General features: G+C 45.9%; 10 protein-coding genes, 1 other RNA gene and 1 pseudogene. 7 read left to right on the top strand and 5 right to left on the bottom strand.

What is annotated here, in order from left to right:
• The first annotated feature begins 84 nt into the window (after window positions 1-84).
• Window positions 85-1,008: a kdo(2)-lipid IV(A) palmitoleoyltransferase gene (gene lpxP, locus AACS90_RS07340; RefSeq protein WP_099122321.1), complete on the top strand. Its 924-nt coding sequence runs from the start codon at window positions 85-87 to the stop codon at window positions 1,006-1,008.
• Window positions 1,009-1,254: 246 nt separating this feature from the next.
• On the opposite strand, the gene rnpB is transcribed toward lpxP, so the two are convergent.
• Window positions 1,255-1,640: RNase P RNA component class A (gene rnpB, locus AACS90_RS07335), an RNA gene on the bottom strand.
• Between the two features lie 71 nt (window positions 1,641-1,711).
• The gene (rsmI, locus tag AACS90_RS07330; protein WP_099122320.1) at window positions 1,712-2,584 is read right to left on the bottom strand and encodes a 16S rRNA (cytidine(1402)-2'-O)-methyltransferase; all 873 of its coding nucleotides are present in this window, start codon (window positions 2,582-2,584) and stop codon (window positions 1,712-1,714) included.
• Between the two features lie 147 nt (window positions 2,585-2,731).
• On the opposite strand from rsmI, the gene AACS90_RS07325 reads away from it, so the two are divergent.
• From AACS90_RS07325 to dolP, 4 genes are read left to right on the top strand one after another with little or no spacing between them, the layout of a single operon-like run.
• Window positions 2,732-4,519, top strand: a complete 1,788-nt coding sequence (locus tag AACS90_RS07325) for a penicillin-binding protein activator (RefSeq protein WP_371635483.1) — start codon at window positions 2,732-2,734, stop codon at window positions 4,517-4,519.
• A 60-nt stretch (window positions 4,520-4,579) separates the two neighbouring features.
• Entirely contained in the window at window positions 4,580-4,969 is a 390-nt protein-coding gene (locus AACS90_RS07320; protein ID WP_099122318.1) for a YraN family protein, read from the top strand.
• Between the two features lie 38 nt (window positions 4,970-5,007).
• Entirely contained in the window at window positions 5,008-5,598 is a 591-nt protein-coding gene (gene diaA, locus AACS90_RS07315; protein ID WP_099122317.1) for a DnaA initiator-associating protein DiaA, read from the top strand.
• Between the two features lie 11 nt (window positions 5,599-5,609).
• Entirely contained in the window at window positions 5,610-6,185 is a 576-nt protein-coding gene (gene dolP, locus AACS90_RS07310; protein WP_099122316.1) for a division/outer membrane stress-associated lipid-binding lipoprotein, read from the top strand.
• A gap of 208 nt (window positions 6,186-6,393) precedes the next feature.
• Here dolP and mtgA read toward each other — a convergent pair whose 3' ends face one another.
• The 3 genes and pseudogenes from mtgA to arcB all read right to left on the bottom strand — a co-directional run bounded on the left by mtgA (window position 6,394) and on the right by arcB (window position 10,338).
• Complete coding sequence (mtgA, locus tag AACS90_RS07305) at window positions 6,394-7,104, bottom strand: monofunctional biosynthetic peptidoglycan transglycosylase (protein ID WP_099122315.1); 711 nt, start codon at window positions 7,102-7,104, stop codon at window positions 6,394-6,396.
• Window positions 7,105-7,108: 4 nt separating this feature from the next.
• A complete protein-coding gene (gene elbB / locus AACS90_RS07300; RefSeq protein ID WP_099122314.1) occupies window positions 7,109-7,762 on the bottom strand; it encodes an isoprenoid biosynthesis glyoxalase ElbB in 654 nt (217 codons plus the stop codon).
• A gap of 172 nt (window positions 7,763-7,934) precedes the next feature.
• Window positions 7,935-10,338 (bottom strand): annotated as a pseudogene (arcB, locus tag AACS90_RS07295) (aerobic respiration two-component sensor histidine kinase ArcB).
• 665 nt (window positions 10,339-11,003) lie between these two features.
• On the opposite strand from arcB, the gene gltB reads away from it, so the two are divergent.
• Together gltB and AACS90_RS07285 are read left to right on the top strand one after the other, a co-directional pair.
• Window positions 11,004-15,461: a glutamate synthase large subunit gene (gene gltB / locus AACS90_RS07290; RefSeq protein WP_099122312.1), complete on the top strand. Its 4,458-nt coding sequence runs from the start codon at window positions 11,004-11,006 to the stop codon at window positions 15,459-15,461.
• 9 nt (window positions 15,462-15,470) lie between these two features.
• Entirely contained in the window at window positions 15,471-16,889 is a 1,419-nt protein-coding gene (locus AACS90_RS07285; protein WP_099122311.1) for a glutamate synthase small subunit, read from the top strand.
• Window positions 16,890-17,147 lie beyond the last annotated feature (258 nt).

Here is a 17,147-nt window from a genome sequence, read left to right as displayed (position 1 = left end):
GAAAATAAGATACCAAATTATTATGCCGCTCAATTCCCTTTGAGTAAGCGTCAACACGCCCCAATACCACTTAAGAAAGTTATAATGAAAAAAGAAGTTCGGTTCCGTCCTTTATTTTTGCACCCACGCTATTGGTTTACATGGTTTGGTCTCACTATTCTATGGTTGCTAGTTCAGCTTCCTTACCCTGTTCTGATGCGACTGGGAGCTAGCGCAGGTAAACTATCCCGTCACTTCCTTAAACGCCGCGAACGTATTACCTGCCGTAACATCGAACTCTGCTTTCCTCACATTAGTGAAGAAGAAAAAGAAAATATGATTGCGGCTAATTTTGCATCGCTGGGGATGGCTCTGGCTGAAACCGGTATCGCTTGGTTCTGGTCTGACCGTGCAGTAAAACGCTTGTTTAATGTTTCAGGTCTGGAGAATTTACATTCCGCACAGAGTGAAAAAAATGGAGTGATGTTAATCGGTATACATTTTATGTCACTGGAGCTGGGTGGTCGTATCAGTGGGTTGTGCCAGCCGATGATGGCAATGTACCGGCCGCATAACAACTTAGTCATGGAATATGTTCAGACTAAAGGCCGTATGCGTTCAAATAAGGCAATGATTGATCGCCGAGATCTGAAAAAGATGGTTCGGTTTTTGAAACAAGGCGAATCAGTTTGGTTTGCTCCAGACTTGGATTACGGCCCTAAAGGCAGTACCTTTGCGCCATTTTTCGCGGTAGAAAAAGCAGCGACAACCAATGGCACTTTTGTTTTATGCCGTCTGGCTAAACCTGCGATGGTGCCAATCATATTGATCCGTAATAAAAATAACGATGGATATAAACTAATTATCGAACCCGCACTTAACAATTATCCTCATACTGATGAATCATCCGCAGCGGCTTATATGAACAAAGTCATTGAAAGGCAAATAATGCATGCTCCCGAACAATACCTTTGGTTACATCGCCGCTTTAAAACCCGCCCAGCAGGTGAAGAATCACTATATGACTAAGTGCAAAGTAGGTTACCAGTCTATTTGGTTATTTCCTGACACACATACGAATAGGGCGTGTTGATATTTTGTCTTCATCATTGACTCGCCCCACATAAGTACCCAGATAATGACAAATGCCAGTGCCAATGTACTGGCATAATTTCGCGCCAATTCACTCAATTCCCTGCGAGAAAACGTCTACACACCCTAATATCCTGAATAAAAGAAGAAGCCCCATAAAGCTGACGCTTTATGGGGCTGAATCTGTGGAGTTGGCCGATAAGCCGGGTTCTGTCGTGGACAATCATTCATCTAGGCCAGAACTTACGCGCTGGCTCAAGCAACCTACCCGGGTTCGATACGGGCCGTACCATGTGAACCTCTATTTGGTCTTGCTCCGGGTGGAGTTTACCGTGCCACGGACTGTTACCAGCCGCGCGGTGCGCTCTTACCGCACCCTTTCACCCTTACCTGATCTCAGCTTCTCACGAAGAAAAGCTGAGCCATCGGCGGTTTGCTCTCTGTTGCACTGGTCGTAGGCTTTCACCTCCCAGACGTTATCTGGCACCCTGCCCTGTGGAGCCCGGACTTTCCTCCCCTTTACTTTTCCCCGAAGAGAGCAGTAAAGCAGCGACTGTCTAGCCAACTCCGGCGCGGATTATAAGGGGTTTATTTCCTGATGTATAGGAGTTTTCACACATCCCTTTATACACAATGGATTTCACATTTCAGTTTCATTTTGCTCAATAGCATGACGATACAGAGCATTTTTCTTCACGCCATGAATCTCAGCGGCCAAAGCCGCTGCTTTCTTCAACGGCAGCTCTTTTTGTAATAATGCCAGTGTCCGTAATGCTTCTGGCGGGAGACTGTCATCTGCGGGTTTGTGATACCCCTCAACAATCAACACCATTTCCCCCCGACGGCGAGTTTCATCCTCCCTGATCCACGCCAGTAACTCTCCCACAGGCATACCCTGAATAGATTCCCATGTTTTCGTCAGCTCTCGCGCCAACACCACATATCGCTCAGCTCCCCAGACTTCAACAATATCTTCTAAGCTGTCCAGCAAACGATGAGTGGATTCATAGAAAATCATTGTCCTTGATTCCTGAGCCAAATCACGCAGCGCATCCTGACGCCCTTTGCTTTTGGCTGGCAGAAAACCTTCATAGCAAAACCGATCGGAAGGCAGACCGGCCGCAGATAATGCCGCAATTGCCGCACAAGGCCCCGGCAACGGAACAACACTAATTCCGGCTTCACGACAGCGACGGACAAGGTGATAACCCGGATCATTAATTAATGGCGTTCCGGCATCAGAGACAAGCGCAATACTTAAACCCTGTTGTAATTTCGCAATTAATTGATCTGCTTTCTGCTGTTCATTATGATCATGAAGTGCGAACATGCGCGCATTAATGGCAAAATGTTGAAGTAACAGGCCAGTATGTCGCGTATCTTCGGCAGCAATCAAATCGACATGTTTAAGAACTTCAAGTGCGCGCTGAGTGATATCCCCCAGATTTCCGATAGGAGTTGGCACAACATACAGCGTAGATGTCGTAACCACTGCTCGATTGGTTTGATTCATTGTTTCATCCGAATGACCGATTTAAAATTGAGCATCTTTGAAAAAAACATCACTGGATACAGTATGCTTCCCTCAATTTTTGTGCGTTTCAAAACTGGTTTAGTCTGCACAGCATTGCTGACAACTATGATTATTGCAGGGTGTACCATGCCTACACCACAAGGGCAACCACCTTCTGAGCCACAAGACAAGATCAGCGCAGAGATTAACCGCTATCAGGCCATTATTGATAATGCAGGCAACCAGCCTTCTCTGGAAGTCATCCGTGCTTATATTGCACTGGAACCCAATATAGAAAATGAAGCCGCACATCAGCAAAATATTGATGATACTTGGCAAGCCCTGACTCATCTCACTGCCCAGCAGCTCAGCGAACTGGTCATTAATGCCAATGAATACACTCTTCAGGGTTGGCTCGACCTGCTCAACGCTTATCAGGCCAATAAGCAGGATACGGATAAACTTCGTTCGGCCATTCGGGACTGGCAAATTCGTTATCCGGAAAACCCTGCTGTTCAGAGCTTGCCTTCCTCTATGAAACAAATGTTGCATGTCACTCAAGTCCAACAGGCCAGTATCGGGCTTTTCCTGCCTTTGAGCGGACAGGCTAAAGCATTTGGTGATGCGATTCGTCAGGGGTTTCTGGATGCACAAAAAGGACTGCCAAAACCTGAGCTACCTGTAAATACATCAGCTGTAGCGCCTAGTAGTGCTGTCGACAATACTTCTGTTGATACCGATTCTGTTGACACGAATTCTGTTGATAGCATCATTACCAACGCGGTGGAAACCGATCAGGCGAACACTGCGGATACAACGGAAACGGGTATGACAGGGCAATTCACCATTAATTCAGTTCCTGTCAATCATCAAGTAGTGAAAATATATGATACCGACAGCCAGCCTTTGGCTAACCTGCTGGCACAGGCGGAGCAGGACGGAGTAACACTCGTCGTTGGCCCTCTGCTGAAACCTCAGGTAGAACAGCTGGTACAGATAAATACTCCGTTAAATATTCTGGCATTGAATAAACCGGATACCACACAACTTCATCCTAATTTCTGTTATTTCTCTCTGTCACCTGAGGACGAAGCTAAAAGCGCAGCGCAGCATATCTGGCAGCAACAGAAACATAATCCACTGGTGTTAGTACCACGCTCTGTATTGGGCAGCAGAGTAGCAAATGCCTTTGCAACTGAATGGCAGCAATTAGGGGGTTCCGAAGTATTACAACAATCCTTCGGCACAGTGGCGGAAATGAGACAATCCATGAACCGTGGGGTCGGCATCCGTATGTCCGGAACCGCAATTCCGGTCAGCAATTCTGTTCCTGATGCCAATGAAACGCAATTTTCTGATACAACACAAACAGATAAGCACCTACCCGTTGTCACCAGTACATCTCGTGGCCCGGTTGATGCGGTCTATATTGTGGCAACAACCGATGAGCTGACACTCATCAAGCCAATGATTGATATGGCAATCAGCTCCCGCAAAAAACCGGCTCTTTATGCCAGCTCACGCAGTAATAAAGCCGATGCAGGCCCGGATTTTCGTCTGGAAATGGATGGTATGCAGTTCAGTGATGTCCCATTATTAACGGGAGCGAATGTTCCACTGATGAGGCAGGCGGCCAGTAAGTTCGGGAATGATTACTCTCTGATGCGCCTCTACGCAATGGGAATTGACGCCTGGTCACTGGCTAATCATTTTGCACAACTACAACAAGCCAACGGTTTCAATATGAATGGCGAATCAGGTGAACTCTCTGCCACAAATGATTGTACAATATATCGCCAACTACCGTGGATGCAATTCAGCAATGGGCGCATTATGCTGGAGAGCCGCATGACAGAAAATAACGTAACCGGAAATACTGACAGTACGCTGAACAATGCTACAGAGAACTCAGCGACTGACAATCATGCTGGGTAGAGCCTGAAGGCAGTAAGTCAGCCCGATAAATAACATCTTCTTTTGAGTGGTAATTTCAGGATGAAAAAGCCCCAAATTAATCGTTACGCGCAGGGATGCCATTACGAACAACAGGTTAAACAGTTTCTGCAAAAACAGGGTCTTGTGTTTATTGCAGAGAATGTGAAAATTCGTGGTGGAGAAATCGATCTGATCATGCGTGACAAGCAGGTCTGGGTTTTCGTTGAAGTTCGTTTCCGCCAGAATGCACAATATGGTGATGCCATTGCTACAATTACCCAGAGCAAACGCAGAAAGTTATTGCATACGGCTTCGGTCTGGCTTTACCAGCGTAACGAATCTCTTGATACTGCGGCCTGCCGTTTTGATGTTTGCGCAATTACCGGTCAGAAATTTGAATGGCTGAAAGATGCCTTCAATTTAAATGAAAACCTATCTGATAGGTTCTGAATTTCAATAAATATATTATCAATAATATAGGTCATAACGTGCTGGATAGAATTAAAGTCTGCTTTACAGAAAGTATTCAAACGCAAATCGCAGCAGCAGAGGCATTACCGGACGCCATTTCGCGCGCCGCAATGATGATGGTTCAATCACTGCTGAATGGCAACAAGATCCTGTGCTGTGGCAATGGCGGATCCGCCGCAACAGCACAGCGTTTTGCCGCCAGTATGATAAATAGATTTGAAACAGAGCGGCCAAGTCTGCCAGCATTGTCACTGAATGCTGATAATGTTGTCATCACTGCCATCGCCGGCAGCAGGCAGCCGGAAGAAATCTACGCTAAGCAGGTCCGGGCTCTGGGGCAGGCCGGAGATGTTCTGCTGGCTATTTCTACGCATGGTAACAGCCGGGCTATCATTAAAGCCGTAGAAGCAGCCGTTACCCGCGATATGACCATTGTTGCACTGACAGGTTTCGATGGCGGTGAGTTAGCAGGGTTACTGGGACCACAGGATGTGGAAATCCGTATTCCTTCCCACCACAGTGTCAGGATTCAGGAAGTCCATATGCTGACAATTAACTGTCTGTGTGACTTAATCGACAATACTTTATTTCCTCATCAGGATGACTAAGGAGCCAAATAATGCGGTTACTCTCTTTATTACTGGTATTTTGCAGCACAATATTACTACAGGGATGTATTGGTGCAGCCCTTGTAGGCTCTGCGGCAATTGCTACCAAAGCAGGTACGGATCCACGGACGGTTGGGCAACAGGTGGACGATACGACTCTGGAAGCCCGTGTCAGTAATGCCATAAGCAAAGATCCACAAATTAAGTCTCAGACCCGTATCGTCACAACGGTTTATCAGGGAAAGGTTCTGTTAACCGGACAAAGCCCGGATATGCAGCTGGCAGAGCGGGCAAAACAGATAGCGTCGAAAACTGAAGGTGTCAGTGTGGTCTATAACGAAATCAGACAAGGAAGGCCGGTTTCTCTTGGTACTGCCTCAGTGGATGCCTGGCTGACAACGAAAGTACGTTCAAAAATTCTGGCCAGCGATGCTGTGAAGTCATCAAATATCAAAGTGGTGACTGAAAATGGCGAAGTCTTTTTATTCGGGATTGTGACCAAACAAGAAGGCGCAGATGCAGCGAAAATTGCCAGTGAAACTGATGGCATTAAACGTGTAACCACCGCATTTACTTATCTCGACTAACCGCCGGGAGAGCAGCATAAAACAGAGCTGCTTTGTTTGTACTTCTATACCCTATGGATTTCGAGTTGCATCGCAGCGGCAAGAGAATTCATCCCCAGGAGCATAGATAACTATGTGACTGGGGTGAGTGAGCGCAGCCAACAAAGAGGCAACTTGAAAGACGACGGGTATATATCCGCCATCTTTCCGGCAGTACCACATTATATCTTCAGTTTATTCGAGTCAGAAAATGCTTCCCTCCCAATAACTGCATTTGACGTAATATCCATTGCTGGCGTTGCAGCACATAGGCAGAAGGTGCATCAACCCGGTAGCGTATCGGATTAGGTAATACTGCCGCCAGAAGAGCCGCTTCAGAAGCGGTCAGCCGGCTGGCTGGTTTACCGAAATAGTGCCGGGAAGCGGCTTCCACACCAAAAATTCCCCTGCCAAATTCAGCAATATTCAGATAGACAGTGAGAATACGTTTCTTTGACCACACCAGTTCCAGAGCCATTGCCATTCCCGCCTCCAGACCTTTCCTTACCCAACTGCGCCCTTCCCACAGGAATAAATTCTTGGCGGTTTGCTGAGTAATGGTGGAAGCCCCACGTATCCGTTTCTGATCTTTTTTATTATGTTCCACCGCCATTTTTATCGCAGAAAAATCAAATCCCCAGTGTTCCGGAAACCGTTGATCCTCGGCAGCAATCACGGCTAATGCTATATAAGGTGAGATTTGATCTTGGTCCACCCAACTAGAGCGAGAAACATAAGATAAATTAATTGAGATTAACGCATCTACCTGTCTTTCCAGCATCACCATAGAAAACGGCACTGGCAGAAATGAAAATGTGATTACAGCAACAAACCATAAAAGAGTGATCGTAAGCACAATTTTCTTCAACCAGCGCCATAATATTGAAAAAGGATTTCTCATCCTATTACTCAATCATTTCCAATATTTTTCTGACTAATTTATCGATCCCTATTTCAGCCTCAGACAAGGATTGAGCCAGCATATATGCTGGGGTTGTTACAATTTTGTTTTCAAAATCAATAACAATGTCGTCAACCGGGCATTCAATATGAATCCCGCCCATTTTCTCTATCTGTGATACCGTTTCAGGATCATTACCTATAGTGACTTTTATCGATTCGCCTAATATTTTAGGCACCATCACAGGAGCAATACACATAAACCCCATCGGCTTGCCTTTTTTGTGCATATCCTGAACAACACTAAAAAATTCTTTATTTATTTCACAATCAAATCCTTTAAATGCGAAATTACTTAAATTTTTAGCTGCGCCAAAACCTCCGGGAACGATAAGTGCATCCAATGTATCGGCATTAATTTCAGATAATGGCTGAATATTACCTCTTGTTATACGGGATGATTCTTCCATTATGTGACGTATTTCTTGTTTTTCCTCTCCATTAAGGTGATTAATTACATGATGTTGTGACTCATCTGGAGAAAAAAAAGACACTTCAGCGCCTAAACGGCTCAAAGAGAGCATAGTTAGGACTGATTCATGGATTTCACTCCCGTCATAGACCCCACATCCACTTAATATCACTGCAACAGATTTCATATTTATCTCCATTTGTAGTAGATTAATGCTTAACCCCTTAGAGGGTTAAACACCAATCTTCATCACAGATTTTAATGAATCTTGTAACAAAAAATCTTATCTTTGCTATGTTGGTACTTGTGTTCTGTGTGAAAGAATTCTCAAATTACTCGCGCCTAAAAAAAATCTTAGATTAGCGGGTAAACAAGTTTCCCTGGTGTTGGCGCAGTATTCGCGCACCCCAACTTCGGTTGGGGTTATTTTTTTGTAGCGCCCGTTAACCAGTTTCTTAATGTTTCCGTATCATTTTTCCATTCCAGATTTAACTCATCGACCCACTCTTGTACGTTATCCCACCACGCGGGTAAATCCGGTGACTGGATCTGCTGTGCCAACTGTTGCAAATGACGCAATCCGACAGAACCAGCAGCGCCTTTAATTTTATGGGCCTCTTCTGCAATCCCTTTTTGGTCTCTCGCCGTCATATTTGAGTCCAATAGGGCAAGGTAGCCCGGCATCATATCCTCAAAAATAGTCAGGTTATCGATGACCATTTGCGGCCCAACCAGATCGATATACTGGTTAAGCATCTCAGTATCGAGTAACTCTTCCTCTTTCTTCGGCTCAATGAATTCCGGTAATACAGTTTCAGCTTCCGTTGACTTACCCCAGAATTTTTCCATTACCGCCGTCAGTTCCTTAACAGAAAGCGGCTTACTGAGTACTTCATCCATGCCAGCATCAAGATATTCTTTTTTGTCTTTCAATACATTGGCAGTCAGAGCGATCAGAGGAGGGAGCGTGTGATTCGGGTAACGTTGATGTAATTCGCGGGCAACATCCAGACCCGTCATATCCGGTAACTGAATATCAAGCAGCACCAGATCATATTCATCAGGATCAAACATATCCAGAGCATCACCGCCAGTCATGGCAACATCGACACTATTACCCAGTTTCTCCAGAACAGAACGGGCAACAATCACATTCAGCTCAATATCCTCAACCAATAGAATATTCAGGGCAGGTAATGGCAATGCGTCTTCTTCTTCCGCCCCTTCCGGGTTTTCATCAATCGCAGACGCGATGATAGATAAAGTAAAACAGGAGCCTTTTCCGACTGTACTATTAACTGTGATATCGCCACCCATAGCCTGTGCAAGCCGTTTCGACACTGCCAGGCCGATCCCTGTCCCTGTTGCCGGGCGGCCACCAGCACTGTCTCTGACCTGATAATACATGGCGAAGATTTTTTCTAATTCATCAGCTGGGATGCCAATACCGGAATCAGTCACTTCAAACAGCAGACGATCCCCTTTTTCACGCCAGATACGAACCCTTATCTCCCCTTTCTGGGAAAACTTCACCGCATTACCAATTAAATTCCATAGGATCTGACGTAAACGGGTTCCATCAGCCAGTATTCTGGCCGGTAGTGGCAACTCAGGTTCCAATACAAAACGGATCCCTTTTGGCTGCGCCAGTAATCCGGATATGTTCTCCAAGTCCACTATAAAACTGGTAAAATCAATGGGCTGGCTGTCGAGCTGAACTTTTCGTCGTTCAATTTTATCCAACTCAATGATATCATTAAAAATATTACCCAGTGTGATTGCGCTGACATGGATCGTTTTCAGATAGTTGCCCTGTTCTGGTGTCAGGTTAGTATCCATCAGGATACGGCTTAAACCGACAATGCCATTTAAAGGCGTACGAAGCTCATGGCTAATCGTAGAGATAAAAGTAGTTTTATCCCTGCTGGCATTCTCCAACGCATCCTGATAGCGCTTACGCTCGGTTATATCGCGCCCGAAGCCCATCAGGCCATGCCTCTTGCCGATACGATCATAAAAAGGCACTTTTCTCAGCTCAAAACAGGCCTTGCGCCCATCAGGATAAACCAGCCACTGCTCATAGGTCAGTGAGACATTGTGCCGAAAGACTTTTTCATCCGTCTCCATTACCTTGTTGGCAATTTCTTTATCGTAGACTTCTGTCGGTGTCAGGCCAATCAGTTGCTTTTCACTTTTACCGGTCAGCAGCTCCATTGCGCGGTTACAACCGGAAAATTCATTGTCTTCGTTGCGGTAATAAACCAGATCAGGCGAAGCATCAAGAAACGAACGTAACAAAACGGATTGTTGTTCAAGTTCAATCTGTGTTTTTTCGCGGTGCTCCATTTCTAATTTCAATTTATCCAGCAGGACCAGATGCGCCTGTTCCGCTTTTTCTCTTTCACTGATTTCCTGATTCAGTTGAGTAATATTGTCTTTTAGCTGTTGATTCAGTTTGGCATCACGCTGGCGCATTTCCTCCAGCTTTCCCACCAGACTGGATAAACGCTGGCGTGACTCTTCCAGCTGTTCCACAACAATAGAGAGAAAATAGACAGCCCACGGTGTAATTAATAAACCAAAGAAAATAGAACGGATTAAATCAATACGCTGCACTTCCCCATGCAAGACGAAAGTTACGGCCATTTGCATCGTCATTGCCAGAATTACCAGAACAGACGCCAGTAGTAATGAAAAACGCACAAGCCCGAGTTTCATCATTAAATCAACGTAATATTGGGCAAGCCCCCTGATAAACTTCATAACAGCTCCAAGTAAAATCACCAGATTGCATCATAGCCTAAAAAAAGCCTGACTTCGTTAGGGATATTATTTCCCATTCTCAAAAAGAATAAAAAAGCATAAAAACAGAATAATAAATCACCCCTGAATTTAATTACCCACAAGCGACTAAAAAACAAACAATAATTTATACTTAACAAACTTAAAATACATAACTACATTCTTACAAAAGCAATAAAAAAAGATTAATAAACCAATGAAAGGCGATTTTAAAGCACATTTAAAATGCACATTAGGTGTAGAATGGTGATATAAATCACATCATATCCAAGTCATGACACAGGTCACAAAACGGGTAATTAACGAATATATTACATATATTCAATTAACTAACCTCATTCTCATGGCTGAAAACACCTTTAGACACAATTTGACCTACTTTATTTTTCTCGCTAAGTTGGGAATTCACTGAAAATCACCTGCTAGTTTTTTATCTAGCTCATATTTATGCAGTGCCCTTATACAGAAACACAACATCATTTTGCTGTCTGTTATTAGCGGTAAATGGTACTGCCGATAAGACAAGCAATATTTGACTGAGGGCGCAATTCAGACGCCTGTAAAAATAATGATTTATATCATCACGTAATTGATGTGAGAGTCGGACAGAACTTGAGGGATTTACCATGTTGTATGACAAATTACAGGAAAAAGATAACTGTGGCTTTGGGCTAATCGCACATATTGAAGGGGAACCAAGCCATAAAGTGGTGCGTACAGCGATACACGCATTAGCCAGAATGCAACATCGGGGAGCAATTCTGGCAGACGGGAAAACCGGCGACGGCTGTGGTTTATTAATGCAAAAACCCGACCGTTTTTTCCAGATGCTCGCGAATGAACAATCGTGGCGACTGGCAAAAAACTACGCCGTCGGTATGCTGTTTTTAAGTCAGGATAGCCAAATCGCTCAGGCATGCCGCAATATTATTGAGCAGGAGTTAGAACATGAAACCCTGTCTATCGCTGGATGGCGGGAAGTCCCCACCAATCAGGATATTTTGGGTAGTATCGCCCTGTCGAGCCTTCCCCGTATTGAACAGATCTTTGTCAACGCTCCAGCCGGATGGCGATCACAGGATTTAGAGCGCAGGCTGTTCATTGTCCGGCGGCGCGTGGAAAAACGTATTACTGATAAAGATTTTTATGTTTGCAGCCTTTCCAATGTAGTCACTATTTATAAAGGGCTATGTATGGCGGCTGATTTACCACGCTTCTATCCGGACTTAGCCGATTTGCGGATGGAATCTGCGATCTGCCTGTTCCACCAGCGGTTTTCAACCAACACCGTTCCCCGCTGGTCACTGGCTCAGCCGTTCCGTTATCTGGCTCACAATGGAGAAATCAATACGATCACCGGAAACCGTGAATGGGCAAGAGCAAGAGCTTATAAGTTTCGCACTCCTTTGATCCCGGATTTACAAACGGCGGCTCCTTTTGTCAATGAAACCGGCTCCGATTCCAGCTCACTGGATAACATGCTGGAGCTGTTTCTCAACGGAGGGATGGATTTAATCCGCGCAATGCGTTTACTTGTCCCGCCAGCATGGCAGAACAACCCAGATATGGATGATGATCTGCGCGCCTTTTTTGATTTTAATTCCATGCATATGGAGCCGTGGGATGGCCCTGCCGGTATTGTTATTTCTGACGGGCGTTATGCAGCTTGTAACCTTGACCGCAACGGTTTACGTCCGGCCCGTTATGTGATTACCAAGGATAAACTGATTACCTGTGCTTCAGAAGTGGGAATATGGGATTATCAGCCCGATGAAGTCGTAGAGAAAGGGCGGGTCGGGCCGGGCGAATTAATGGTGATCGACACCCGAAAAGGCCGGATTCTGCACTCTACGGAAACAGATAACGATTTAAAAAACCGTCATCCTTATAAAGAGTGGCTGGAAAAAAATGTCAGACACCTGACACCATTCGAAAAATTACCGGAAGCACAGGTTGGCAAACGAGATTTGGATGATCGTATGCTGGCAACCTATCACAAACAGTTTGCTTACAGTAATGAAGAGCTGGATCAGATTATCCGCGTACTCGGTGAGAATGGTCAGGAGGCAACCGGATCAATGGGCGATGACACGCCATTTGCCGTCCTTTCCAGCCGCCCGCGTATTATCTATGACTATTTCCGCCAGCAGTTTGCTCAGGTAACCAACCCTCCGATTGATCCGCTACGTGAAGCCCATGTCATGTCGCTCTCCACTCGTATCGGCAGGGAAATGAATGTCTTTTGTGAAGCTGAAGGTCAGGCTCACCGCCTGAGTTTCGAGTCACCGGTACTGCTTTACCCTGATTTCGTGCAACTGACAAAGCAACAGGAATCTTATTACCGGGCAGAAACACTGGATTTAACCTTTAATCCACAGGAGAGCAATCTCAAAAATGCCGTCTCAGCCCTGTGCGAACAAGCCGAAAAACTTGTCCGTGATGGTGCCGTCTTGCTGGTGTTGTCTGACCGCCATATTTCTCCTGAAAAATTACCGATCCCTGCCCCCATGGCTGTTGGGGCCATCCAGCATTGTCTGGTGGAAAAAAGCCTGCGTTGCGATGCCAACCTGATAGTCGAAACGGCCAGTGCCCGCGATCCTCACCACTTTGCCGTACTGCTTGGATTTGGGGCTACCGCTGTTTACCCTTATCTGGCCTACGAATCCTTAGGCAAAATGATCGATGACGGCACGCTCACGACCCCATACGCCCGCGTAATGCTGAATTATCGTAATGGCATCAATAAAGGGCTATATAAAATCATGTCCAAAATGGGGATTTCCACAATATCCTCCTATCGTTGCTCTAAATTGTTTGAAGCCGTCGGTTTGCATTCCGAAGTCACAGATATTTGCTTCAATGGTGTTGTCAGTCGTATTGAAGGGGCTGATTTCAGTGATTTTGAGCAGGATCTGCATAATCTCTCCAAACGGGCCTGGTTGCACCGCCATACTATCGAGCAGGGAGGGTTGCTGAAATATGTCCACGACGGAGAATATCACGCGTATAACCCTGATGTTGTTAGTACGTTGCAGGCGGCTGTTCACAGCGGTAATTACAGCGACTACCAAAAATATTCACAACTCGTTAATGGACGCCCGGTAACGACACTGCGCGATTTACTGGCTATCTCACCAAAAGGTGAACCCGTTCCCATTGAAGACGTCGAGCCTGCAGAAGAACTGTTTAAACGTTTTGATACCGCCGCAATGTCAATTGGCGCTCTGAGTCCCGAGGCTCATGAGGCGCTGGCTGAAGCAATGAATACACTGGGTGGTTACTCCAATTCAGGGGAAGGCGGAGAAGATCCTGCCCGTTATGGCACGAAAAAAGTCTCCCGCATTAAGCAAGTTGCCTCCGGACGCTTTGGTGTTACACCGGCTTACCTAAGTAGTGCCGATGTGATTCAGATTAAAATTGCTCAGGGAGCAAAACCCGGAGAAGGCGGGCAATTACCGGGAGATAAAGTCACGCCTTATATAGCCAGACTACGCTACTCAATCCCCGGTGTGACACTTATTTCACCACCGCCGCATCATGATATTTATTCTATCGAAGATTTAGCTCAGTTAATTTTTGACCTGAAACAAATCAACCCCAATGCACTGATTTCCGTCAAGCTGGTTTCTGAACCGGGAGTGGGAACGATTGCCACCGGAGTAGCAAAAGCCTATGCGGATCTTATCACTATCGCCGGTTACGACGGCGGAACAGGTGCAAGTCCTCTCTCCTCAGTTAAATATGCCGGCTGTCCCTGGGAACTTGGTCTGGTAGAAACCCAGCAGGCTCTGGTTGCAAATGGCTTGCGCCATAAAATCCGTCTTCAGGTTGATGGCGGGTTAAAAACCGGTGTCGATATTATTAAGGCTGCCATTTTAGGTGCGGAAAGTTTTGGCTTTGGCACAGGGCCGATGGTCGCCCTCGGCTGTAAATATCTTAGGATCTGCCACCTCAATAATTGTGCTACCGGAGTGGCAACACAGGATGAGAAACTGCGCCAGTCCCATTATCACGGGCTACCGGAACGAGTGATTAATTACTTCCACTTTATTGCGCAGGAAACGCGTGAAATTCTGGCGCAACTGGGAGTCCGGAAGCTAACAGATCTAATTGGCCGCACAGACTTACTTGAAATACTGGAAGGTATCTCTGCCAAACAAAGTAAACTCAATCTTACGCCTCTGCTGGAAACAGTACAGCCCCACGAAGGCAAGGAGCAACACTGTACAGAAGATAATCCCTCTTTTGATCCGGGAATTCTGAATAAAACGATTGTCAAACAAGCCCTGCCTTACGTAGAAAAATCACAGAGTAAGTCATTCTATTTCGATATCCAGAATACGGACCGTTCTGTCGGTGCAGCATTATCCGGCATCATAGCAACCATGCACGGTGATCAGGGGCTGGCGGGCAATCCCATAAAACTGCATTTTTCAGGAACAGCCGGGCAAAGTTTTGGCGTCTGGAATGCTGGTGGGGTTGAACTGACACTCACCGGCGATGCCAATGATTACGTCGGCAAGGGTATGGCTGGTGGAAGAATTGTTATCCTGCCTCCGGTTGGTTCAGCATTCAAAAGTAATGAAGCGACTATTATTGGCAATACTTGCCTTTATGGGGCAACCGGCGGAAAACTCTTTGCAGCGGGTCGGGCCGGTGAGCGCTTTGCCGTAAGAAATTCAGGCTCCATCACTGTGGTTGAAGGTATCGGCGATAATGGCTGTGAATATATGACCGGCGGGATAGTCTGCGTGCTGGGTGATACTGGCGTCAACTTCGGCGCAGGCATGACCGGAGGATTCGCTTATGTTCTCGATGAATCCGATGACTTCCGCAAACGGGTTAATCCAGAATTAGTCGAAGTGCTCTCAATCGATACCCTTGCCATTCATAAAGAACATCTGCGCGGATTAATCACTGAACACGTTCGCCTGACCAGCTCCCCACATGGTGAAAGCATTCTGGAAAACTGGTCACAGTGGGTCAATAAATTCGCACTGGTTAAGCCTAAATCCAGTGATGTCAGCGCGCTGCTGGGGCATCGTAGCCGTTCCAGCGCAGAATTACGGGTTCAGGCACAGTAGGAGTCAGGAATGAGTCAGAATGTTTATCAGTTTATCGATCTACAGCGTGTCGATCCTCCGAAAAAAGCGCTGAAAGTCCGCAAAATAGAATTTGTGGAGATTTATGAACCTTTCTCTGAAATTCAGGTAGAAGCTCAGGCAGATCGATGCCTTGACTGCGGTAATCCTTACTGTGAGTGGAAATGCCCGGTACATAACTATATTCCGAACTGGCTGAAATTAGCCAATGAAGGACGCATTATTGAAGCCGCGGAGCTATCTCATCAGACCAACAGCCTGCCAGAAGTCTGTGGGCGGGTTTGTCCGCAGGATCGTCTGTGTGAAGGTGCCTGTACGCTGAATGACGATTTTGGCGCTGTGACCATCGGCAATATTGAGCGCTATATCAATGACACCGCCATTGCAATGGGCTGGACACCTGATATGTCACAGGTGATCCCGACAGGTAAACGGGTGGCTATCATTGGAGCAGGCCCTGCCGGACTGGCCTGTGCTGATGTACTGGCCCGCAATGGGGTACAGGCTGTCGTTTATGATCGTCATCCTGAAATTGGCGGTTTACTCACGTTTGGGATCCCGGCATTCAAACTGGAAAAAGAAGTGATGAGCCGTCGCCGTGAAATTTTCGCCGGAATGGGTATCGAGTTTCGCTTAAACACGGAGATAGGTAAAGATGTTGCTCTTGCTGATCTCACAAAGCAATTTGATGCCGTTTTTTTGGGAGTCGGGACTTATCAGTCTATTCATGCCGGTCTGGAGAATGAAAATGCCAGCGGAGTATACGATTCCCTGCCCTTTCTCATTGCCAACACTCGCCAGTTAATGGGCTATGAAGAATCACCAGAACAGCCCTATATTGATATGAAAGGTAAGCAAGTTCTGGTTTTAGGTGGTGGTGATACTGCGATGGATTGCGTACGTACTGCGGTTCGTCAGGGAGCAAGTCATGTGATTTGCGCCTACCGACGGGATGAAGAGAATATGCCGGGCTCCCGCCGGGAAGTGAAGAACGCCCGGGAAGAAGGCGTCAATTTCCAGTTCAACCTTCAGCCTATCAGCGTTGAAATCAATCATAACGGACATGTTTGCGGGGTCAGAATGGCTCAGACGCAATTAGGCGAAATGGATGAAAAAGGACGTCGTCAGGCGGAACTTATCCCCGATTCTGAGTTTGTCATTAACGCCGATGCTGTAATTATGGCATTTGGTTTCAAACCACATTCCATGACATGGCTGGATGACCATCAGATCAATCTTGACAGACAAGGGCGTATTATCGCTCCCGAATCCAGTATCTTACCCTTCCAGACCAGTAACCCTAAAATCTTCGCGGGCGGGGATGCTGTTCGAGGCTCAGATTTAGTTGTTACTGCCATTGCTGAAGGCAGAAAAGCGGCCTCTGGTATTCTCGACTACCTTGAAGTCTAATTTCATTTTCTCCCGAACTCTTCTCCGGTCTTTTGGCCGGAGAAACTCCTACCAAATAATCGATACTCGCATCATTATCTTTTTACTACCATAATGATTATGTTTTTTTACATTATGCGATTATTCCTATATCCCAAAAGCAAATATTTAAATTTAATATCCTGAAAATTACCAAATAAATATTCTTCCTAAAAAAAACATCAGGAATACAGCGTACCCATGAAATAAAATTCCGCCAATTACAAAAACAACAGATTT

Source organism: Xenorhabdus sp. KK7.4 (assembly GCF_963876465.1).
Classification (GTDB): domain Bacteria; phylum Pseudomonadota; class Gammaproteobacteria; order Enterobacterales; family Enterobacteriaceae; genus Xenorhabdus; species Xenorhabdus stockiae.
This window is presented reverse-complemented; position numbering and strand designations above follow the sequence as displayed.

Bases quoted from the DNA above. Each gene is read 5' to 3' on its own strand.
- dolP (WP_099122316.1), top strand. From the start codon at position 5,610: ATGCGGTTACTCTCTTTATTACTGGTATTTTGCAGCACAATATTACTA.
- elbB (WP_099122314.1), bottom strand. From the start codon at position 7,762: ATGAAATCTGTTGCAGTGATATTAAGTGGATGTGGGGTCTATGACGGG.
- mtgA (WP_099122315.1), bottom strand. From the start codon at position 7,104: ATGAGAAATCCTTTTTCAATATTATGGCGCTGGTTGAAGAAAATTGTG.
- rsmI (WP_099122320.1), bottom strand. From the start codon at position 2,584: ATGAATCAAACCAATCGAGCAGTGGTTACGACATCTACGCTGTATGTT.
- lpxP (WP_099122321.1), top strand. From the start codon at position 85: ATGAAAAAAGAAGTTCGGTTCCGTCCTTTATTTTTGCACCCACGCTAT.
- gltB (WP_099122312.1), top strand. From the start codon at position 11,004: ATGTTGTATGACAAATTACAGGAAAAAGATAACTGTGGCTTTGGGCTA.
- AACS90_RS07325 (WP_371635483.1), top strand. From the start codon at position 2,732: ATGCCTACACCACAAGGGCAACCACCTTCTGAGCCACAAGACAAGATC.
- AACS90_RS07285 (WP_099122311.1), top strand. From the start codon at position 15,471: ATGAGTCAGAATGTTTATCAGTTTATCGATCTACAGCGTGTCGATCCT.
- AACS90_RS07320 (WP_099122318.1), top strand. From the start codon at position 4,580: ATGAAAAAGCCCCAAATTAATCGTTACGCGCAGGGATGCCATTACGAA.